The organism is Micromonospora sp. NPDC002389, from assembly GCF_040296095.1.
Lineage (GTDB): Bacteria > Actinomycetota > Actinomycetes > Mycobacteriales > Micromonosporaceae > Micromonospora.
The window spans coordinates 1-19,865 of record NZ_JBEOWP010000004.1 but is presented as its reverse complement, the minus strand read 5'-3'; the positions used below and the strand labels follow the sequence as shown (position 1 = coordinate 19,865).

At 71.7% G+C, this 19,865-nt stretch carries 20 protein-coding genes; 19 read left to right on the top strand and 1 reads right to left on the bottom strand.

Annotation, left to right across the window (positions count from 1 at the left end):
* Nucleotides 1–24: 24 nt before the first annotated feature.
* The 6 genes from aroC to nusB all read left to right on the top strand — a co-directional run bounded on the left by aroC (nt 25) and on the right by nusB (nt 4,488).
* Entirely contained in the window at nt 25–1,203 is a 1,179-nt protein-coding gene (gene aroC, locus ABT008_RS09000; RefSeq protein WP_350694982.1) for a chorismate synthase, read from the top strand.
* Nucleotides 1,200–1,721, top strand: a complete 522-nt coding sequence (locus tag ABT008_RS08995; RefSeq protein ID WP_350694980.1) for a shikimate kinase — start codon at nt 1,200–1,202, stop codon at nt 1,719–1,721. The genes aroC and ABT008_RS08995 overlap by 4 nt, the downstream gene beginning before the upstream one ends.
* Nucleotides 1,722–1,730: 9 nt before the next feature.
* Nucleotides 1,731–2,807 carry a 3-dehydroquinate synthase gene (aroB, locus tag ABT008_RS08990; RefSeq protein WP_350694979.1) on the top strand — a complete coding sequence of 359 codons (1,077 nt, stop codon included), beginning with the start codon at nt 1,731–1,733 and terminating at the stop codon, nt 2,805–2,807.
* 58 nt (nt 2,808–2,865) lie between these two features.
* Nucleotides 2,866–3,306: a type II 3-dehydroquinate dehydratase gene (aroQ, locus tag ABT008_RS08985; protein ID WP_350694978.1), complete on the top strand. Its 441-nt coding sequence runs from the start codon at nt 2,866–2,868 to the stop codon at nt 3,304–3,306.
* 187 nt (nt 3,307–3,493) lie between these two features.
* Complete coding sequence (gene efp, locus ABT008_RS08980) at nt 3,494–4,054, top strand: elongation factor P (protein ID WP_131053401.1); 561 nt, start codon at nt 3,494–3,496, stop codon at nt 4,052–4,054.
* Nucleotides 4,055–4,077: 23 nt separating this feature from the next.
* Nucleotides 4,078–4,488: a transcription antitermination factor NusB gene (gene nusB, locus ABT008_RS08975; RefSeq protein ID WP_176093304.1), complete on the top strand. Its 411-nt coding sequence runs from the start codon at nt 4,078–4,080 to the stop codon at nt 4,486–4,488.
* 94 nt (nt 4,489–4,582) lie between these two features.
* Here the strand turns inward: nusB and bldD are convergent, their stop codons facing one another.
* Nucleotides 4,583–5,071, bottom strand: a complete 489-nt coding sequence (gene bldD, locus ABT008_RS08970) for a transcriptional regulator BldD (RefSeq protein ID WP_117229180.1) — start codon at nt 5,069–5,071, stop codon at nt 4,583–4,585.
* 314 nt (nt 5,072–5,385) lie between these two features.
* Between bldD and pyrR the strand changes: the two genes are divergently transcribed.
* From pyrR to ABT008_RS08905, 13 genes are all read left to right on the top strand, one after another.
* The gene (gene pyrR, locus ABT008_RS08965) at nt 5,386–5,973 is read left to right on the top strand and encodes a bifunctional pyr operon transcriptional regulator/uracil phosphoribosyltransferase PyrR (protein WP_350694977.1); all 588 of its coding nucleotides are present in this window, start codon (nt 5,386–5,388) and stop codon (nt 5,971–5,973) included.
* Complete coding sequence (locus tag ABT008_RS08960) at nt 5,970–6,896, top strand: aspartate carbamoyltransferase catalytic subunit (RefSeq protein WP_350694976.1); 927 nt, start codon at nt 5,970–5,972, stop codon at nt 6,894–6,896. The genes pyrR and ABT008_RS08960 overlap by 4 nt, the downstream gene beginning before the upstream one ends.
* A complete protein-coding gene (locus tag ABT008_RS08955) occupies nt 6,893–8,278 on the top strand; it encodes a dihydroorotase (protein ID WP_350694974.1) in 1,386 nt (461 codons plus the stop codon). Before ABT008_RS08960 ends, ABT008_RS08955 begins: the two co-directional genes overlap by 4 nt.
* Nucleotides 8,279–8,393: 115 nt before the next feature.
* The gene (gene carA, locus ABT008_RS08950; protein ID WP_350694973.1) at nt 8,394–9,557 is read left to right on the top strand and encodes a glutamine-hydrolyzing carbamoyl-phosphate synthase small subunit; all 1,164 of its coding nucleotides are present in this window, start codon (nt 8,394–8,396) and stop codon (nt 9,555–9,557) included.
* Nucleotides 9,550–12,921, top strand: coding sequence for a carbamoyl-phosphate synthase large subunit (gene carB / locus ABT008_RS08945; protein ID WP_350694972.1), 3,372 nt, complete (start codon nt 9,550–9,552; stop codon nt 12,919–12,921). The genes carA and carB overlap by 8 nt, the downstream gene beginning before the upstream one ends.
* Nucleotides 12,918–13,958 carry a quinone-dependent dihydroorotate dehydrogenase gene (locus ABT008_RS08940; protein ID WP_350694970.1) on the top strand — a complete coding sequence of 347 codons (1,041 nt, stop codon included), beginning with the start codon at nt 12,918–12,920 and terminating at the stop codon, nt 13,956–13,958. Before carB ends, ABT008_RS08940 begins: the two co-directional genes overlap by 4 nt.
* A gap of 400 nt (nt 13,959–14,358) precedes the next feature.
* Nucleotides 14,359–15,633, top strand: a complete 1,275-nt coding sequence (locus tag ABT008_RS08935) for an adenosylmethionine--8-amino-7-oxononanoate transaminase (protein ID WP_350694969.1) — start codon at nt 14,359–14,361, stop codon at nt 15,631–15,633.
* 75 nt (nt 15,634–15,708) lie between these two features.
* Nucleotides 15,709–16,545, top strand: a complete 837-nt coding sequence (gene pyrF, locus ABT008_RS08930; protein ID WP_350694967.1) for an orotidine-5'-phosphate decarboxylase — start codon at nt 15,709–15,711, stop codon at nt 16,543–16,545.
* 171 nt (nt 16,546–16,716) lie between these two features.
* A complete protein-coding gene (gene mihF, locus ABT008_RS08925) occupies nt 16,717–17,034 on the top strand; it encodes an integration host factor, actinobacterial type (RefSeq protein ID WP_117229171.1) in 318 nt (105 codons plus the stop codon).
* Nucleotides 17,035–17,059: 25 nt separating this feature from the next.
* Complete coding sequence (locus tag ABT008_RS08920; RefSeq protein WP_350694966.1) at nt 17,060–17,587, top strand: nucleoside/nucleotide kinase family protein; 528 nt, start codon at nt 17,060–17,062, stop codon at nt 17,585–17,587.
* Between the two features lie 52 nt (nt 17,588–17,639).
* Nucleotides 17,640–17,903 carry a DNA-directed RNA polymerase subunit omega gene (gene rpoZ / locus ABT008_RS08915; RefSeq protein ID WP_007075826.1) on the top strand — a complete coding sequence of 88 codons (264 nt, stop codon included), beginning with the start codon at nt 17,640–17,642 and terminating at the stop codon, nt 17,901–17,903.
* Nucleotides 17,904–17,916: 13 nt separating this feature from the next.
* Complete coding sequence (coaBC, locus tag ABT008_RS08910; RefSeq protein WP_350694964.1) at nt 17,917–19,128, top strand: bifunctional phosphopantothenoylcysteine decarboxylase/phosphopantothenate--cysteine ligase CoaBC; 1,212 nt, start codon at nt 17,917–17,919, stop codon at nt 19,126–19,128.
* Nucleotides 19,129–19,214: 86 nt separating this feature from the next.
* Nucleotides 19,215–19,865 (top strand): S-adenosylmethionine synthetase N-terminal domain-containing protein (locus tag ABT008_RS08905; RefSeq protein ID WP_350694962.1); only part of this gene is annotated, 651 nt, incomplete at its 3' end.

The window sequence follows — 19,865 nt, the reverse complement described above, 5'->3', positions numbered from 1 at the left end:
ACCCGGCGTGACAGACTGGCCGCTGTGTTGCGCTGGTTGACCGCAGGGGAATCACACGGGCCCGCTCTCGTCGCGTTGCTGGAGGGGGTGCCGGCCGGGATCGAGGTGACCTCCACCGAGATCGCCGGGGAGTTGGCGCGCCGCCGGCTCGGCTACGGCCGAGGAGCGCGGATGTCCTTCGAGCAGGACGAGATCGAGATCATCGGCGGTCTGCGGCACGGCGTGACGCTGGGCAGCCCGGTCGCGATGCGGGTCGGCAACTCCGAGTGGCCCAAGTGGCGCACCGTGATGGCCGCCGACCCGGTCGACCCGGAGGAGTTGGCCCGGCAGGCCCGCAACGCGCCGCTGACCCGGCCCCGGCCCGGTCACGCCGACCTGGCCGGCATGCAGAAGTACGGCCACACCGACGCCCGGCCGATCCTGGAGCGGGCCAGCGCGCGGGAGACCGCCGCCCGGGTGGCCGTCGGCACGGTGGCCAAGGCGCTGCTCCGCCAGGGGATCGACGTCGAGATCGTCTCGCACGTGGTCGAGCTGGGTCCGGTCGCCGTCAAGCCGGGGCTGCGCCCCCGCCCCGAGGACGCCGAGCGCATCGACGCCGACCCGCTGCGCTGCCTCGACCCCGAGGCCAGCGCCCGGATGGTCGCCGAGGTCGACGCCGCGAAGAAGGCCGCCGACACCCTCGGCGGTGTGGTCGAGGTCCTGGCGTACGGCGTACCGCCGGGCTTGGGCAGTCACGTGCAGTGGGACCGCAAGCTCGACGCCCGACTGGCCACCGCGCTGATGTCGATCCAGGCGATCAAGGGTGTGGAGATCGGCGACGGCTGGCAGCAGGCCCGGTCCCGGGGCTCCGAGGCGCACGACGAGATCATGCCCACCGCCACCGGCGTCCGCCGGGTCACCGACCGGGCCGGTGGTCTGGAGGGCGGCATCACCACCGGCGAGCCGCTGCGGGTGAAGGCCGCGATGAAGCCGATCTCTTCGTTGAACCGTGCCCTGGCCACGGTGGACGTGACCACCGGCGAGCCGGCCACCGCGATCAACCAGCGCTCCGACGTCTGCGCGGTGCCCGCCGCCGCCGTCGTCGCCGAGGCGATGGTGGCGCTGGTGCTGGCCGAGGCGGCCGTGGAGAAGTTCGGCGGCGACTCGGTCGCCGAGATGCGGCGCAACCTGGCCGGTTACCTCGACGCACTGGTGATCCGGTGACCGCTTCGACCCGCCCGGTCTGCGTCCTGGTCGGCGCGCCCGGCTCGGGCAAGACCACCGTCGGGCAGGGGCTGGCGGAGGCCCTCGGGGTCGAGTTCCGCGACACCGACGCCGACATCGAACGCCTCGCCGGCAAGCCGATCCCGGAGATCTTCGTCGACGAGGGGGAGCCGCACTTCCGCGCCCTGGAACGGGCTGCGGTGGCGGCGGCACTGGCCTCCTGCCCCGGTGTGCTGGCCCTGGGCGGCGGCGCGGTGCTGGCCGAGGAGAACCGGGCCGCGCTGGTCGGGCACCGGGTCGTGCACCTCTCCGTCGAGCTGCCCGACGCGGTCAAGCGGGTCGGCCTGGGCGCCGGGCGGCCGCTGCTGGCGATCAACCCCCGCGCCACCCTGAAACACCTGATGGACCAGCGCCGGCCGCTCTACACCGAGGTGGCCACCCACACGGTGGTGACCGACGGCCGGACGCCGGAGGAGATCGTCGCCGAGATCGCGCAGCTACTGCGCACGGATGGTTAGGTTCCCGCGATGGACGAGGTGACCCGGATCCCGGTCGGCGGCGAACGGCCGTACGACGTGCTCGTCGGGCGGGACCTGCTCGACACGCTGCCGGGCCTGCTGCCCGACGCCACCCGGGTGGCGGTGCTGCACACCGCGCCGCTCAAGGAGTCGGCCGACGCGATCGGCGCCCGGCTGGCCGCGTCCGGCGTGACGCCGCTCGCGATCGAGGTGCCGGACGCCGAGGCCGGCAAGCATGTCGACGTGGCGGCACACTGCTGGGACCGGCTCGGTGAGGCCGGCTTCACGCGTACCGACGCGGTGGTCGGGCTGGGCGGCGGCGCCGTCACCGACCTGGCCGGCTTCGTGGCCGCCTGCTGGCTGCGCGGGGTCCGCTGGGTGCCGGTGGCCACCTCGCTGCTCGGCATGGTCGACGCGGCGGTCGGCGGCAAGACCGGTATCAACACCACCGCCGGCAAGAACCTGGTGGGCGCCTTCCACCCGCCGGTCGGGGTGCTCGCGGACCTGACCACGCTGGACAGCCTGCCCCGGGTCGAGCTGGCCGCCGGCATGGCCGAGGTGGTCAAGTGCGGTTTCATCGCCGACCCCGCCATCCTCGACCTGGTCGAGCGGGATCCGGCGGCGGCCACCGACCCGACCGGCCCGGTCGTGCGGGAACTCATCGAACGCGCGATCCGCGTGAAGGCCGACGTGGTCGCCGGAGACCTGCGTGAGTCGGGCGTACGCGAGGTGCTCAACTACGGGCACACCCTCGCCCACGCGATCGAGAAGGTCGAGGAGTACCGCTGGCGGCACGGTCACGCGGTCGCGGTCGGCCTGGTGTACGCCGCCGAGCTGGCCCGGCTCGCCGGCCGCCTGGACGAGCCCACCGCCCGCCGGCACCGCGACGTGGTGACCGCACTCGGCCTGCCCACCGACTACCCGGCCGACGCCTGGCCCCGGCTGCTGGCCACCATGCGGGTGGACAAGAAGGCGCGGGGCAGCCGACTGCGTTTCGTGGTCCTCGACGGGCTGGCCCGCCCGGCCATCCTCGAAGGCCCCGACGACGACCTGCTCTTCGAGGCATACCAGGCGGTGTCCCAGTGAGTGCGAGGAGTGAGCCGGGGTTGCGAGCCCCGCAGTCGCGAACGAAGGCAGGCTCAGCATGAAGGTCCATGTGCTCAATGGGCCGAACCTGGGCCGGCTGGGCACCCGACAGGTCGACGTCTACGGCGTGACCAGCTACGCCGACCTGGTCGAACTCTGCGAGTCGACCGGACGGGAACTCGGACTCAGCGTCACCGTCCGGCAGACCGACGCCGAGCACGAACTGCTCGGCTGGCTGCACGACGCCGCGGACGAGGGCGCCGCCGTGGTGCTCAATCCGGCCGCGTGGTCGCACTACTCGATCGCGGTCCGGGATGCCTGCGCGCTGCTGCGCGCCCCGCTGGTCGAGGTGCACATCTCCAACATCCACGCTCGGGAGGAGTTCCGGCACCACTCGGTGGTCTCCGCGGTGGCCACCGGGGTCATCTGCGGGCTGGGCGTGGACGGCTACCGCCTGGCTCTGCACCACCTGGCCACCCACCTACACCAGGACGGCTGACCCACCAGGGTGCCCTTGCGCTGACGCGCGGACCATGACGATGACCACGAGTGATGGTCGCACTGGGTGACCGTCTCGGGCGGCGGTCCGGGGGTCGCGGGGTGGGCGGGACGGCGGCGGGCAGCGGGTCGGCCGGCGGCTAGTAGACTTGTCAGGTCTGTCCGCCAGCTGATGATCAAGGCAGGAAATGGCCACCACCAACGACCTGAAGAACGGCCTGGTACTCAACCTCGACGGGGAGCTCTGGGCCGTCGTCGAGTTCCAGCACGTCAAGCCCGGTAAGGGTGGTGCGTTCGTGCGTACCACGCTGAAGAACGTGCTCTCCGGCAAGGTCGTCGACAAGACCTTCAACGCGGGCACCAAGGTCGAGACCGCGACCGTGGACAAGCGCACCATGCAGTATCTCTACGCCGACGGCGAGGACTTCGTCTTCATGGACATGGAGACGTTCGACCAGATCACGGTGCCCGGCGGGACGGTCGGCGAGGCCGCCAACTACCTGCTCCCCGAGGCCGAGGCGATCGTGGCCACGCACGAGGGCGTCCCGCTGTACATCGAGCTGTCGACCTCGGTCGTGCTCGAGGTCACCTACACCGAGCCCGGCCTGCAGGGCGACCGTTCGACCGGTGGCAACAAGCCGGCGACCGTGGAGACCGGCGCGACCGTGAACGTGCCGCTCTTCATCACCACCGGTGAGAAGATCAAGGTCGACACCCGCGACGGTCGTTACCTCGGCCGCGCCTCCTGATGGCCGAGGGTCCCAAACAGCAGATGCCGGCGCGCCGCAAGGCGCGCAAGCGGGCGCTGGACGTGCTCTTCGAGGCCGACCTGCGTGATCGTCCGCCGGTGGAGGTGCTCGCCGGTTACATCGAGCGGCTCGACAAGCCGCATCCCGAGCACCTCGGGTACGCGGTCGGTCTGGTCGAGGGCGTGGCCGGGAACCTGGACCGGATCGACGAGCTGATCGCCAGCTACGCCGAGGGCTGGACGCTGGACCGGATGCCGACGGTCGACCGGAACCTGGCCCGGATCGCGGTCTACGAGCTGCTCTACATCGACGAGATCGACGACGCGGTGGCGATCAGCGAGGCGGTGGAGCTGGCCCGGCAGATGTCGACGGACGACTCGCCGCGCTTCCTCAACGGCCTGCTCGGCCGGATCGCCGAGTACGCGACGCGCTGAGCGCCCCGGCCGGGCGGCGGCGAAGCCGAGTCGGCCTGCCGGACTACGACAAAGGGGCCCATGCCGGATGGCAGGGCCCCTTTGTCGTCAGGGGTCAGGAGGCGAAGAACGCCCGCGGGTCGGCGACCAGCACGCCGTGCTCGGTCAGGCGCTCGATCAGGCCCGACGGGGAGGCGTCGTAGACGATGGCGAGGGCGCGCAGGTCGTCGGCGCGGATCGACAGCACCCGACCGTTGTAGTCGCCCCGCTGCTGCTGGATGGCGCGGGCGTACCGGGCTACGTAGGCGAGCTCCTCGCTGGCCTCGTCGTAGAGCCGCTCCAGGTCCAGCACGATCTTGCTGGTGGGCTCGTGCCGCACTCCGCTGCCGTCGGGCAGCAACTCCGAGACGGGAACGCGGTAGAACTCGGCCAGCTCGGCCAGGCGGGACACGGTGACGGCACGGTCGCCGCGCTCGTACGAGCCGACCACCACCGCCTTCCAGCGCCCGTTCGACTTCTCCTCCACGCCCTGCAGGGACAGGCCCTGCTGCTGGCGGATGGAGCGCAGGCGGGCGCCCAGAGACTTGGCGTATTCAGAGGGCATTCGGACACTCCCAGTGCTGCTCGGGGTTCTCCCAGCGATCGCTACGGAGCGTGACGGTACGGGGATTCGTACACCCGGTCAAGTGGTCGAGACCTACCGGTTGGACGCTCGGGGCGAGTTGTCCCGTTCTGCCCGCTGAACCGATACTCGTGCGGTCACGCCGTGCGTGGCCGGGACCACTCGCTCCCGAGGGTGGTCGCGGCGGCGACCACTGGTAACGTGGCCGAAGCCCCTCCGCCGGCCGATCTTGACCGGTCCGGAGTACCCGACGTCCTTTAACGACCCGTCCCGTGAGGCGGGGAAGGAGGTCCGCCGTGGCCTACCCATCGGCCGCCCAATCGTCGCCGCCGCGACAACCCTCGGTGAAGGTGATCCTGACCAGCGCCGACGTGCAACGCGTCGTCGACCGGATCGCACACCAGATCCTCGAGAAGACCCAGGGCGCCGCCGACACCGTGTTGTTGGGCATCCCGACCCGTGGCGCACCGCTCGCCCGGCGACTCGCCGCACGGATCAGCGCCTTCGAGGACGTCTCCGTCCCGGTCGGCGTGCTGGACATCACGCTCTACCGCGACGACCTGCGCCGCAACGCGACCCGGGCGGTCGGCCCGACCCAGCTCCCCGCCGGTGGCATCGACGGCATGCGGGTGGTCCTCGTCGACGACGTGCTCTTCTCCGGCCGGACGGTCCGCGCCGCGCTGGACGCGCTCGGCGACCTCGGCCGGCCGTCGTCGGTGCAGCTCGCCGTGCTGGTCGACCGGGGTCACCGGCAGTTGCCGATCCGCGCCGACTACGTGGGCAAGAACATCCCGACGGCCCTCGCCGAGAGCGTCAAGGTCACCCTCGCCGAGACCGACGGCACCGACGAGGTCCGCCTCTACGGGGAGGTGACCCACTCGTGATCAGGCACCTGCTCTCCGGCGCCGACCTGGACGCCGAGACCGCGACCCAGATCCTGGACACCGCCGAGGAGATGGCCGCGGTGGCCGGGCGTGAGGTGAAGAAGCTGCCCGCGCTGCGCGGCCGGACGGTGGTGAACCTCTTCTACGAGGACTCCACCCGGACCCGGATCTCCTTCGAGGCGGCGGCGAAGCGGCTCAGCGCCGACGTGATCAACTTTTCCGCGAAGGGTTCCAGCGTCGCCAAGGGCGAGAGCCTGAAGGACACCGCGCTCACCCTCCAGGCCATGGGGGCCGACGCGGTGGTGGTCCGCCATCCCGCCTCCGGCGCCCCGCACCGCCTCGCCGACTGGGTCGACGGATCGGTGGTCAACGCCGGTGACGGCACCCACGAGCACCCCACCCAGGCGCTGCTCGACGCGTACACGATGCGCTCCCGGCTGGGCCGGCTGGCCGGCCTGTCGGTCGCGGTGGTGGGCGACGTGCTGCACTCCCGGGTGGCCCGCTCGAACGTGCTGCTGCTCTCCACGCTCGGCGCGAAGGTGACCCTGGTCGGGCCGCCGACGCTCATCCCGCGCGACATCGCCGCCGCCCTCGCCCCCGGCACCGGCGTCTGCTACGACCTGGACGCGGTGCTGCCGTCGTCGGACGTGGTGATGATGCTGCGGGTGCAGCGGGAGCGGATGGGCGACTCCTACTTCCCGTCCGCCCGCGAGTACGCACGCCGCTACGGCCTGGACGGCCCACGGATGCGCCGGCTTCCGGAGCACGCGATCGTCATGCACCCCGGTCCGATGAACCGGGGCATGGAGATCACGCCCGAGGTCGCCGACTCGCCCCGCTCCACCATCGTCGAACAGGTCGCCAACGGGGTCTCCGTCCGGATGGCCGTCCTCTATCTGCTGCTCGGGGGGAACAACCGGTGAACTCGTACCTGATCAGGAACGTCAGCGTGCTCGGTGCCGCACCGACCGACCTGCTGATCCGCGACGGCGTGGTCGCCGAGGCCGGCGTGGGGCTCTCCGCGCCGGACGCGACCGTGGTCGAAGCCGCCGGGCTGGTCGCCCTGCCCGGCCTGGTCGACCTGCACACCCACCTGCGCGAGCCCGGCCGGGAGGACGCCGAGACCGTCGAGACCGGGTCGCGGTCGGCGGCGCTGGGCGGGTACACGGCGGTCTGCGCGATGGCGAACACCTCGCCGGTGGCGGACACCGCCGGGGTGGTCGAGCAGGTCTGGCGGCTCGGTCGGGAGGCCGGGCTGGTCGACGTGCAGCCGATCGGCGCCGTCACCGTCGGGCTGGCCGGTGAGCGCCTGGCCGAGCTGGGCGCGATGGCCGACTCCGCCGCCCGGGTGCGGATCTTCTCCGACGACGGGCACTGCGTCGCCGACCCCCGGCTGATGCGCCGTGCCCTGGAGTACGTCAAGGCGTTCGACGGGATCATCGCCCAGCACGCCGAGGAGCCCCGGCTCACCGAGGGCGCGCAGATGCACGAGGGCGAGGTCTCCACCCGGCTGGGCCTGACCGGCTGGCCGGCGGTGGCCGAGGAAGCCATCATCGCCCGGGACGTGCTGCTGGCCGAGCACGTCGGCAGCCGGCTGCACGTCTGCCACGTCTCCACCGCCGGCAGCGTCGAGGTGCTGCGCCAGGCCAAGGCCCGGGGGGTACGGGTCACCGCCGAGGTGACCCCGCATCACCTGCTACTCACCGACACTCTCGTGAGCGGGAGGAGTGAGCTTGCGAGCCCCGCACTCGCGAACAACAGGAGTTCAGTCGGTGGGGGGAGTGAGCTGGCGAGCCCCGAGGTCGCGGACGGCTGGAGCCCGGCCGGGGCGTACGACCCGGTCTTCAAGGTGAACCCGCCGCTGCGGACTGCCACCGACATCGCCGCCCTGCGGGCCGCCCTGGTCGACGGGGTGATCGACATCGTGGCCACCGACCACGCCCCGCACGCGGTGGAGGACAAGGAGTGCGAGTGGGCGTACGCCCGGCCCGGGATGCTCGGGCTGGAGACGGCGCTGTCGATCGCGCTCGACGTGCTCGGCCCCGAGTGGGACCTGATCGCCGAGCGGATGTCCCGCACTCCGGCGCGGATCGCCGGTCTGACCGAGCACGGGCACGACCCGGCGCCGGGCGTGCCGGCCAACCTGACCCTGGTCGACCCGGCGGTCCGCCGGGTGATCGAGCCGGCCGAGATGGCCAGTCGTAGCCGCAACACCCCGTACGCCCGGATGACGCTGCCGGGTCGCATCGTGGCGACCTTCCTGCGTGGCGAGGCGACGGTCCTGGACGGAAAGGCAGTCCGGTGAGCGCGAGGAACGCAGCGAAGCGGAGTACCGCAGTCGCGAACGAAAGGCTGGCTTCGGTGAGCGCGAGGAACGCAGCGAAGCGGAGTACCGCAGTCGCGAACGAAAGGCTGGCACAGTGAGTCGTAGGCGTCCCGCGATTCTCGTCCTGGAGGACGGTCGCACGTTCCACGGCGAGGCGTACGGCAGCGTCGGGGAGACGTTCGGCGAGGCGGTCTTCAACACCGGCATGACCGGTTACCAGGAGACGCTGACCGACCCGTCGTACCACCGTCAGGTCGTCGTGCAGACCGCCCCGCACATCGGCAACACCGGCGTCAACGGCGAGGACGACGAGTCGCGACGCATCTGGGTGGCCGGGTACGTGGTCCGTGACCCGGCCCGGGCCAGCTCGAACTGGCGGGCCACCGGGAGCCTGGAGGACCGGCTGGCCACCGAGGGCATCGTCGGCATCAGCGGGGTGGACACCCGGGCGCTGACCCGGCACCTGCGCGAGCGCGGCGCGATGCGGGTCGGTATCTCCAGCGTCGACGACGACCCGCGGGCGTTGCTGGCCCGGGTACGCGAGGCGCCGCAGATGCTCGGCGCGGACCTCTCCGCCGAGGTGACCACGACGCAGCCGTACGTGGTCAAGGCCGAGGGCGAGCACCGGTTCACGGTGGCCGCGCTCGACCTGGGCATCAAGCGCAACGTGCCGCGTCGGCTCGCCGCGCGTGGGGTGACCACGCACGTCATGCCGGCGCACTCGACCATCGAGGACCTGCTGGCCACCGGGGCGGACGCGGTCTTCTTCTCGCCGGGTCCGGGTGACCCGGCCACCGCCGACGGGCCGGTCGGACTGGCCCGGGAGGTGCTGCGGCGGCGGATGCCGCTGTTCGGCATCTGCTTCGGCAGCCAGATCCTGGGCCGGGCGCTCGGCTTCGGCACCTACAAGCTCGGCTACGGCCACCGGGGCATCAACCAGCCGGTCCTCGACCGGGTCACCGGCAAGGTGGAGGTGACCAGCCACAACCACGGCTTCGCGGTGGAGGTGCCCGGCGTGACGCCGGGTGCGGTGGTGCCGGACCAGGTGATCGAGACCGAGTTCGGCGGCGTGCAGGTGAGCCACCTCTGCCTCAACGACAACGTGGTCGAGGGGCTGCGGGCCAAGGACGTGCCCGCCTTCACCGTCCAGTACCACCCGGAGGCGGCAGCCGGTCCGCACGACGCGGACTACCTCTTCGACCGCTTCGCCGAGTTGATCGAGGGCCGGACCCACAGCGAGGGGCGTACGAATGCCTAAGCGGACCGATCTCAAGCACATCCTGGTGATCGGCTCCGGGCCGATCATCATCGGGCAGGCCTGCGAGTTCGACTACTCCGGCACCCAGGCCTGCCGGGTGCTGCGCAGCGAGGGGATCCGGGTCAGCCTGGTCAACTCGAACCCGGCGACCATCATGACCGACCCGGAGTTCGCCGACGCCACCTACGTCGAGCCGATCACTCCGGAGTTCGTGGAGCTGGTCATCGCCAAGGAGCGGCCGGACGCCGTGCTGCCCACGCTGGGCGGGCAGACCGCGCTGAACACCGCCGTGGCGCTGCACGAGGCCGGTGTGCTCGACAAGTACGGCGTCGAGCTGATCGGCGCGGACGTCGAGGCGATCCGGCGCGGCGAGGACCGGCAGCTCTTCAAGGACATCGTGGCCAAGGCCGGCGTACGCATCGGGATCGAGGACCCGGCGGGCCTGGTGCCGCGCTCGCGGGTCTGTCACTCGATGGACGAGGTCCGCGAGACGGTCGGTGAGTTGGGCCTGCCGGTGGTGATCCGGCCGTCGTTCACCATGGGCGGCCTCGGCTCGGGCATGGCGCACACCGACGCGGACCTGGAGCGCATCGCCGGTGCCGGGCTGGACGCCAGCCCGGTGCACGAGGTGCTGATCGAGGAGAGCGTGCTCGGCTGGAAGGAGTACGAGCTCGAACTCATGCGGGACCGCCACGACAACGTGGTGGTGGTCTGCTCGATCGAGAACCTCGACCCGATGGGCGTGCACACCGGCGACAGCGTGACCGTGGCACCGGCCATGACGCTGACCGACCGGGAGTACCAGGACCTGCGTGACCTGGGCATCGCGGTGCTGCGTGAGGTCGGCGTGGACACCGGCGGCTGCAACATCCAGTTCGCGATCAACCCGGCCGACGGCCGGATCGTGGTCATCGAGATGAACCCCCGGGTGTCGCGTTCCTCGGCGCTGGCCTCGAAGGCGACCGGGTTCCCGATCGCGAAGATCGCCGCGAAGCTGGCCATCGGCTACACGCTGGACGAGATCCCCAACGACATCACCCTCAAGACGCCGGCCGCGTTCGAGCCGACGCTCGACTACGTGGTGGTGAAGATCCCCCGGTTCGCGTTCGAGAAGTTCCCCGGCGCGGACCCGGAGCTGACCACCACGATGAAGTCGGTCGGCGAGGCGATGAGCCTCGGGCGCAACTTCAGCGAGGCGCTGAACAAGGCGATGCGTTCGCTGGAGACCAAGGCGGCGGGTTTCTGGACCCTGCCCGACCCGGCGGACGCGACCAAGGAGAACACGCTCGCCGCGCTGGGCGTACCGCACGACGGCCGGCTCTACACGGTGGAGCGCGCGCTGCGGCTGGGCGCCTCGATCGCCGAGGTCAGCGCCGCCTCCGGCGGAATCGACCCGTGGTTCCTGGACCAGATCGCCGGGCTGGTCGAGCTGCGTGCCGAGATCGTGGCCGCGCCGGTGCTCGACGTCGGGCTGCTGCGCCGGGCCAAGCGAGCCGGGCTGTCCGACCGGCAGTTGGCCGCGCTGCGTCCGGAGCTGGCCGCCGAGGACGGGGTACGCCGGCTGCGGCACCGGCTGGACGTGCGGCCGGTCTACAAGACGGTGGACACCTGCGCCGCCGAGTTCGAGGCGAGCACCCCGTACCACTACTCCTCGTACGACTCCGAGACCGAGGTGGTCGGCTCGGTCCGGCCGAAGGTGCTGATCCTCGGCTCCGGACCGAACCGGATCGGGCAGGGCATCGAGTTCGACTACTCCTGCGTGCACGCGGTCCAGGCGTTGCGGGAGGCGCCGGCCGGCCCGGCCGGTGGCGGCGGGTTCGAGACCGTCATGGTCAACTGCAACCCGGAGACGGTCTCCACCGACTACGACACCGCTGACCGGCTCTACTTCGAGCCGCTCACCTTCGAGGACGTGCTGGAGGTCTGGCACGCCGAGGACACCTCCGGTCGGGAGGCCGGCGGACCAGGCGTGATCGGCGTGATCGTGCAGCTCGGCGGGCAGACCCCGCTCGGGCTGGCCCAGCGGCTCAAGGACGCCGGGGTACCGGTGGTGGGCACCTCCCCGGAGTCGATCCACCTGGCCGAGGAGCGTGGCGCGTTCGGGTCGTTGCTGGCCCGGGCCGGTCTGCGGGCACCCGCGCACGGCACCGCCACCTCGTACGAGGAGGCGAAGGAGATCGCCGACGAGATCGGCTACCCGGTGCTGGTCCGCCCCTCGTACGTGCTGGGCGGCCGGGGCATGGAGATCGTCTACGACGACGTGACGCTGCGCGACTACATCGGGCGGGCCACCGACATCTCGCCGGACCACCCGGTGCTGGTGGACCGGTTCCTGGACGACGCCATCGAGATCGACGTGGATGCGCTCTGCGACGCCGACGGCGAGGTCTACCTCGGCGGGATCATGGAGCACATCGAGGAGGCCGGCATCCACTCCGGCGACTCGTCGTGCGCGCTGCCGCCGATCACCCTGGCCAGCTCGCACGTGGCCCAGGTCCGCCGGTACACCGAGGCGATCGCCCGGGGCATCGGCGTACGGGGCCTGCTCAACGTGCAGTACGCGCTCAAGGACGACGCGTTGTACGTCCTGGAGGCCAACCCGCGTGCCTCGCGGACGGTGCCGTTCGTCTCCAAGGCCACGGCGGTGCCGCTGGCCAAGGCGGCGGCCCGGATCGCGCTCGGCGCCACCGTCGCGGAGCTGCGCGCCGAGGGGATGCTGCCGGCGAACGGGGACGGTGGCACGCTGCCGCCGGACGCCCCGATCGCGGTGAAGGAGGCGGTGCTGCCGTTCAAGCGGTTCCGCACCCCGGCCGGCAAGGGAGTGGACTCGCTGCTCGGCCCGGAGATGAAGTCGACCGGCGAGGTGATGGGCATCGACACCGCCTTCGGGCACGCCTTCGCCAAGTCCCAGTCGGCCGCGTACGGCTCGCTGCCCACCCAGGGCAAGATCTTCGTGTCGGTGGCGAACCGCGACAAGCGCGGCATGATCTTCCCGGTGAAGCGCCTGGCCGACCTGGGCTTCGAGATCGTCGCGACCAGCGGCACCGCCGAGGTGCTGCGCCGTCACGGCATCGACTGCGAGCTGGCCGCCAAGCACTACGAGGCCGGTGCCGACGACGACGCGGTCTCGCTGATCCGCAGCGGCCGGGTGGCCCTGGTGATCAACACCCCGCAGGGCTCCGGAGCCAGCGCCCGCTCCGACGGGTACGAGATCCGCAGCGCGGCGGTCACCGCGGACATCCCGTGCATCACCACCGTGCCGGGTGCCGCCGCGGCGGTGATGGGCATCGAGGCCCTGATCCGGGGCGACATGCAGGTGCGTCCGTTGCAGGACCTGCACGCCACCCTGCGGGCCAGCAGGTGATCTTCGAGCGGACGTTGCGGCGCGGGCTGTTCCGCATCGGTGGCGGTGACGCCGAGGCGGCGCACGAGTGGACGCTGCGCCGGCTGGCCGCCCTGTCCGGGCGGCCGGTCGCGCTGGCGGCCCTGCGGGCCCGGTACGCGGTGGCCGCGCCCCGTGAGGTCTTCGGGGTGCGGTTCCCCAACCCGGTCGGCCTGGCCGCCGGGATGGACAAGGACGGTGCGGCCCTGCCGGCGTGGCCGGCGCTCGGCTTCGGCTTCGTCGAGGTCGGCACGGTCACCGCGCACCCGCAGCCGGGCAACCCCCGACCGAGGCTTTTCCGGCTGCCGGACAGCGAAGCCGTGATTAACCGGATGGGCTTCAACAACGCCGGGGCCGAGGCGCTGGCCGCCCGGCTCGCGGCGCTGGCCCGTCCGCTCGGCGTACCGCTGGGGATCTCGCTGGGCAAGTCGAAGGTGACGCCGCTCGACGAGGCGGTGGAGGACTACCGGGCGTCGTACCGCGCGCTGCGCGGTCACGGCGACTACTTCGCGGTCAACGTCTCCTCGCCGAACACCCCCGGACTGCGCGAGTTGCAGGACCGCGCCCACCTGGACGCGCTGCTGGCCGCACTGGTGGGGGAGAAGCCGGTGCTGGTGAAGATCGCCCCGGACCTGACCGACGCGGCCATCGCCGAGCTGCTGGAGGTCTGCCTGGCCCGGGGCGCGGCCGGGGTGATCGCCACGAACACCACCCTCGGCCGCACCGGGCTCGCCCCGGCCGACCAGGCCCGGTCCGCCGAGGCCGGGGGGCTCTCCGGCCGCCCGCTGGCCGACCGGGCCCGGCAGGTGGTCTCCTTCGTGCACGCCGAGACCGGTGGCCGGCTGCCGATCATCGGCGTGGGCGGCATCGTCGACCCCGACGACGCCGCCCGGATGTTCGACGCGGGCGCCAGCCTTGTCCAGCTCTACACCGGTTTCATCTACCGGGGGCCGGCCCTGCCCCGCGCGGTCGCCCGCGCGGCGGCGGCCGCCCCGGCTCCGGCCACGACCGGGTCGTGAACCGGATGAGGCGGCGGCGCCACTCCCGCTCCCGCCGGAGCGGACGGCCACGAACAGCGGGCGCCGCCGCCCCCACCACGCCGCCCTCGGCACCCTCGCCTCGCGCCGGCCACCCGCCGCCCCTCGGACACCGTCGTGCCTCCTCGCCCCGGAGTCCGGCCGCGTGCTCGCTGGGCCCGTCCGCGTGCTCGCTGGGCCCGGCCGGTCGCTCGTCGAGAAGCTGGCCCGCCGCTCCTGCTCTGCTTCAACGGACGCATCGGTTCCGGCCGAGTACCAGTGCGTGGGTTGAAGCAGAGCAAAGGGGCCACAGGGGAGTGCGGGGCGGGCGCGAGGACGGCGAGTCCCCGCTACCGGAGGCGGGAGCGGGCGTGGGTATGGGCAGCGTGGACAGGGAGGGCGGATGACGCCGGAGGAGATTCTCGCCGCCGACGCGGCGCACGTCTGGCACCCGTACGCGACACTGCCGCCGGCGGTGCCGCCGTACGTGGTGGCGGAGGCCGAGGGCGTACGGCTGCGACTGGCCGACGGGCGCTCGCTCGTCGACGGCATGTCGTCCTGGTGGTCGGCGATCCACGGGTACCGGCACCCGGTGCTGGACGCGGCGGTGACCGACCAGCTCGGCCGGATGAGCCACGTGATGTTCGGCGGGCTGACCCACGAGCCCGCCGTGCAGTTGGCCCGGACGCTGGTCGAGTTGGCGCCGGAGGGGTTGGCGCACGTGTTCCTGGCCGACTCCGGGTCGGTCAGCGTCGAGGTCGCGGTGAAGATGTGCCTGCAGTACCAACGGGCCGTCGGTCGGCCGGAGCGCCGACGGCTGGGCACCTGGCGGGGCGGGTACCACGGCGACACGTTCCACCCGATGAGCGTCTGTGACCCGGAGGGCGGCATGCACCACCTCTGGGGCGACGTGCTGCCCCGGCAGGTGTTCGCTCCGGTGCCGCCCGGTGGCTTCGCGTCCGAGCCGGACCCGGCGTACGAGGCGGCGTTGGTGGAGGCGGTCGAGCGGCACGCCCACGAACTGGCGGCGGTGATCGTGGAGCCGGTGGTCCAGGGGGCCGGCGGGATGCGTTTCCACCACCCGCACTATCTGCGGGTGTTGCGCGAGGTGACCCGGGCGCACGGGGTGCTGCTGATCTTCGACGAGATCGCCACCGGCTTCGGCCGGACCGGGACGATGTTCGCCGCCGAGCACGCCGGGGTCAGTCCGGACGTGATGTGCGTCGGCAAGGCGCTCACCGGCGGCTACCTGACGCTGGCCGCCGCGCTCTGCACGCCGGAGGTGGCGCGGGGCATCCGGAGCGGCGGGGTTCTGGCGCACGGCCCGACGTTCATGGGCAATCCGCTCGCCTGCGCGGTCGCCAACGCCTCGCTGGGTCTGCTGCGGGCCGGGGACTGGGCCGGTGAGGTGGCGCGGCTCCAGCGGGGTCTGCGTGCCGGCCTGGAGCCGCTGCGTGGCGTGCCGGGCGTGGTGGACGTGCGGGTGCTCGGCGGGATCGGCGTGGTGCAGCTCGACCACGAGGTGGACATCGGCGCCGCCACGGCCGCCGCGGTGGCCGAGGGGGTGTGGCTCCGGCCGTTCCGGGACCTGGTCTACACGATGCCGCCGTACGTCACCTCGGACGCCGATCTGGCACTGGTCGCGACCGGTGTCGCGGCAGCTATCAGGGCGGGCTGAGTAGATCGGCCCGGATCAGGGACACAGGTTGAGTAGACGAGCGCGACAGGTTGAGGACGAGAGGAAAGCTGGCTGATGGAGAGCTTCGGCGCGCGGTTGCACCGGGCGGTCGACGAGCGGGGTCCACTCTGCGTCGGGATCGACCCCCATCCGGAACTGCTGGCCAAATGGGGGCTGGACGACGACGTCGACGGGCTGCGGCGCTTCGCCCGGACCGTGGTGGACGCCCTCGGTGACCGGGTTGCGGTGGTCAAGCCCCAGTCGGCCTTCTTCGAGCGATTCGGGTCTCAAGGGGTGGCGGTACTTGAGTCAACTATCCGACAGTTACGAGATTCCGGATCGCTCGTTCTGCTGGACGTCAAGCGCGGCGACATCGGCTCGACCGTCCGCGCGTACGCCTCGGCGTACCTGGACCCATCCAGTCCCATGTATGTCGACGCGGTGACCGCGAGCCCCTTCCTGGGCGTCGGCTCGCTCGCCCCGATGTTCGAGCTGGCCGCCGAGCACGGCGGCGGAGTCTTCGTCCTGGCGCTCACCTCCAACCCCGAGGGCGCCTCGGTCCAGCGTGCGCGCGGTGCCGACGGGCGTACCGTCGCGCAGACCGTGATCGACGAGATTTCCCAGCTCAACGCGGGTGCGGAGCCGCTCGGGAGCATCGGCCTGGTGGTCGGTGCGACGGTCGGCGAGACCGGCTGCGACCTCTCCGCGGTGAACGGTCCGCTGCTCGCACCCGGGCTCGGCGCGCAGGGCGCCACGGCCGACGATCTACGGGTCGTCTTCGGTTCGGCCCTTACCTCCGTGCTGCCCTCGTACTCCCGGGAGGTGTTGGGAGCGGGCCCACGCCCGGAGGCGCTGCGGGCCGCGGCGGAGCGCGCCGTGGCGGACTGCCGGGCGGCCCTGGCGATGTCATGACTGACTGACGGCTCGGTCACTTTGCGGTGATCATCGCGTGCCCACGTTGCCGAAAGCTCCGTTGACCGCTAGTTTTCCCCGCGCTGGGAACCCCTTGGTTCACAGCGACACCACGTTTCACAGATGCGGCGGTGCGTCCCGCCCGTCGCGATAGGGACCTGAGGAGAACTGGTGCCGCTCCCGTCACTGACCCCTGAGCAGCGCGCAGCCGCGCTGGAGAAGGCTGCGGAGATCCGCAAAGCCCGTGCCGAGCTGAAGGAGCAGCTCAAGCAGGGCAAGACCACCCTCGGAGCCGTTCTTGCGCGCGCCGAGTCCGACGATGTCGTCGGCAAGCTGAAGGTGTCGGCCGTGCTGCAGGCGATGCCCGGTATCGGCAAGATCCGAGCCACCCAGATCATGGAGAAGCTCAAGATCGCCGACAGCCGTCGCCTGCGTGGCCTCGGCGAACAGCAGCGCAAGGCCCTGCTTGGGGAGTTCGCCGCCAACTGAGCACGGCTGCGTGTAGAAACAAGCAGTGAGCTTGGATGACGAGGCGCGCCCGGCGGCTCGGCTCACTGTCCTGGCCGGCCCATCCGGCGCCGGTAGGGAGAGTGTCGTCGAGCTGGTCCGGGCGCGTTCTCCGTCTGTGTGGACGCCGCTCGCGGTCACCACCCGGCCCCGCCGGGAGGGCGAGCTGGAGGGCGTCCACCGGCACTTCCTCGCCCCGCTGGAGTTCGACCGCCGGGTGGCCCGGGGCGAGCTGTTGGAATGGAGCCGCTGCGGGGCGTACCGGCGTGGCACGGAGCTGGCGCCGGTCCAGGACCGGCTCGCCGCCGGCTCGCCGGTCCTGCTCCCGCTCGACCTAGACGGGGCGCTACTGGTCCGCGCGGTGGTACCCGATGCGCGACTCGTCCTACTCCATCCGCCCGGCCGTCGTCCGGGTACGGCCACGGCTTTCGACCGGAGCGTGTCGCACGACCGCACCGAGCGCGTGGTAGACGAGCTGGTAGGGTTGATCGGTTCTTCATTCCTGGCTCCGGCCCGGCCGCGTCCGCGCGGTTGAGCGCCGGCACCGCGTGACACGCGGTCCGTGCGAAAGACGCAGAGGTTAATCCGTGGGATCCATCGCCAACCCCGAAGGCATCACCAACCCGCCGATCGACGAGCTCCTGGAGAAGACGACGTCGAAGTACGCGCTGGTCATCTTCGCGGCCAAGCGCGCGCGTCAGGTCAACGCCTACTACAGCCAGCTCGGCGAGGGCCTGCTGGAGTACGTCGGCCCGCTGGTCGAGACGACTCCGCAGGAGAAGCCGCTCTCGATCGCGATGCGCGAGATCAACGCCGGCCTACTCACCGCCGAGCCGACCGACCAGCCGTAGGCTCCGCGCGTCGATGAGCGCCCGGATCATCCTCGGTGTCGGCGGCGGCATCGCCGCCTACAAGGCGTGCGAGGTGTTGCGCCGGTTCACCGAGTCGGGCCATCAGGTCCGGGTCGTGCCGACCGCCGCCGCGCTGCGGTTCGTCGGCGCGCCGACCTGGGCGGCGCTCTCCGGTCAGCCGGTCGCCGAGGACGTCTGGTCCGACGTGCACGAGGTGCCGCACGTCCGCCTCGGCCAGCAGGCCGACCTGGTGGTGGTCGCGCCCGCCACCGCCGACCTGCTGGCCAAGGCCGCGCACGGCCTCGCCGACGACCTACTCACCAACACCCTGCTCACCGCCCGCTGCCCGGTGGTGCTGGCGCCGGCCATGCACACCGAGATGTGGGAGCACCCGGCCACCGTCGCCAACGTGGCGACCCTGCGGGCCCGGGGCGTACGCGTCATCGAACCGGCGGTGGGACGGCTGACCGGCGCCGACACCGGTAAGGGCCGGCTGCCCGACCCGGCCGAGATCTTCGCGGTCGCCCGCCGTGCGCTCCGCCGGGGCGTCGACGCCCCCGCGGACCTGGCCGGCCGGCACGTCCTCGTCACCGCCGGCGGCACCCGCGAGCCGTTGGACCCGGTCCGGTTCCTCGGCAACCGATCCTCCGGCAAGCAGGGCTACGCGTTTGCCCGGTCGGCGGTCGCCCGGGGTGCCCGGGTCACGCTGATCTCGGCGAACGTCGAGCTGCCCGACCCGGCCGGGGCGGACATCGTCCGCGTCGGCACCACCGGCGAACTGCGCGACGCCACGCTCGCGGCCGCCGTCGACGCCGACGCGGTGGTGATGGCGGCGGCTCCGGCCGATTTCCGCCCCGCGACGTACGCGCCTGGCAAAATCAAGAAGTCGGACGACGGCACCGCGCCCAGCATCGCGCTCGTGACCAACCCGGACATCGCCGCCGAGCTGGGCCGAGGCCGCCGACCGGAGCAACTGCTGGTGGTGTTCGCCGCGGAGACCGGCGACGCCGAAGCCAACGGACGGGCCAAACTCGCCCGTAAGCGGGCCGACCTCATCGTCATCAACGAGGTCGGGCCGGACAAGGTCTTCGGCGCCGAGACCAACGCGGCCACCGTCATCGGCGCGGACGGTTCGGTCACCCGGATGCCCGAACAGTCCAAGGAAGATCTCGCCGACGGGGTGTGGGACCTGGTGGTCGCCCGGCTCGCCGATGGCTCCTCCTGACCACGATCCACCTGCTGACCATCGACCGGCGCTCGGCGGTGAGTGACTAGACTCCCGCGGAACGACGTCCACAACTTAGGAGTGCCGTGACACGCCGCCTCTTCACGTCCGAATCGGTCACGGAAGGCCACCCGGACAAGATCGCTGACCAGATCAGTGACGGCATCCTCGATGCCCTGCTCGGCCAGGACCCGCACAGCCGCGTCGCGGTGGAGACCCTGATCACGACTGGTCAGGTGCACGTGGCGGGTGAGGTGACGACGAAGGCGTACGCCGACATCCCGACGATCGTCCGCGAGACCATCCTCGGCATCGGCTACGACTCGTCCAAGAAGGGCTTCGACGGGGCGTCGTGTGGCGTCAGCATCTCCATCGGGGCGCAGTCGCCGGATATTGCGCAGGGTGTGGATAACGCCTTCGAGTTGCGGACGGGTTCGTCGGAGTCGGCGTTGGATGCGCAGGGTGCCGGTGATCAGGGGATGATGTTCGGGTTTGCGTGTTCGGAGACGCCGGAGTTGATGCCGTTGCCGATCGCGTTGGCGCATCGGTTGGCGCGTCGGTTGTCGGCGGTGCGGAAGGACGGGACGGTGCCGTATCTGCGTCCGGATGGTAAGACGCAGGTGACGATCGAGTACGAGGGTTTGCGTCCGGTTCGGTTGAACACGGTGGTGGTGTCGTCGCAGCATGCTGCGGACATCTCGTTGGAGTCGTTGCTGACTCCGGATGTGCGGGAGCAT

Excerpts from the sequence above, each read along its gene's own strand:
- aroB (WP_350694979.1), top strand. The coding sequence starts at position 1,731 with ATGGACGAGGTGACCCGGATCCCGGTCGGCGGCGAACGGCCGTACGAC.
- aroQ (WP_350694978.1), top strand. The coding sequence starts at position 2,866 with ATGAAGGTCCATGTGCTCAATGGGCCGAACCTGGGCCGGCTGGGCACC.
- efp (WP_131053401.1), top strand. The coding sequence starts at position 3,494 with ATGGCCACCACCAACGACCTGAAGAACGGCCTGGTACTCAACCTCGAC.
- nusB (WP_176093304.1), top strand. The coding sequence starts at position 4,078 with ATGCCGGCGCGCCGCAAGGCGCGCAAGCGGGCGCTGGACGTGCTCTTC.
- bldD (WP_117229180.1), bottom strand. The coding sequence starts at position 5,071 with ATGCCCTCTGAATACGCCAAGTCTCTGGGCGCCCGCCTGCGCTCCATC.
- carB (WP_350694972.1), top strand. The coding sequence starts at position 9,550 with ATGCCTAAGCGGACCGATCTCAAGCACATCCTGGTGATCGGCTCCGGG.
- ABT008_RS08935 (WP_350694969.1), top strand. The coding sequence starts at position 14,359 with ATGACGCCGGAGGAGATTCTCGCCGCCGACGCGGCGCACGTCTGGCAC.
- pyrF (WP_350694967.1), top strand. The coding sequence starts at position 15,709 with ATGGAGAGCTTCGGCGCGCGGTTGCACCGGGCGGTCGACGAGCGGGGT.
- coaBC (WP_350694964.1), top strand. The coding sequence starts at position 17,917 with ATGAGCGCCCGGATCATCCTCGGTGTCGGCGGCGGCATCGCCGCCTAC.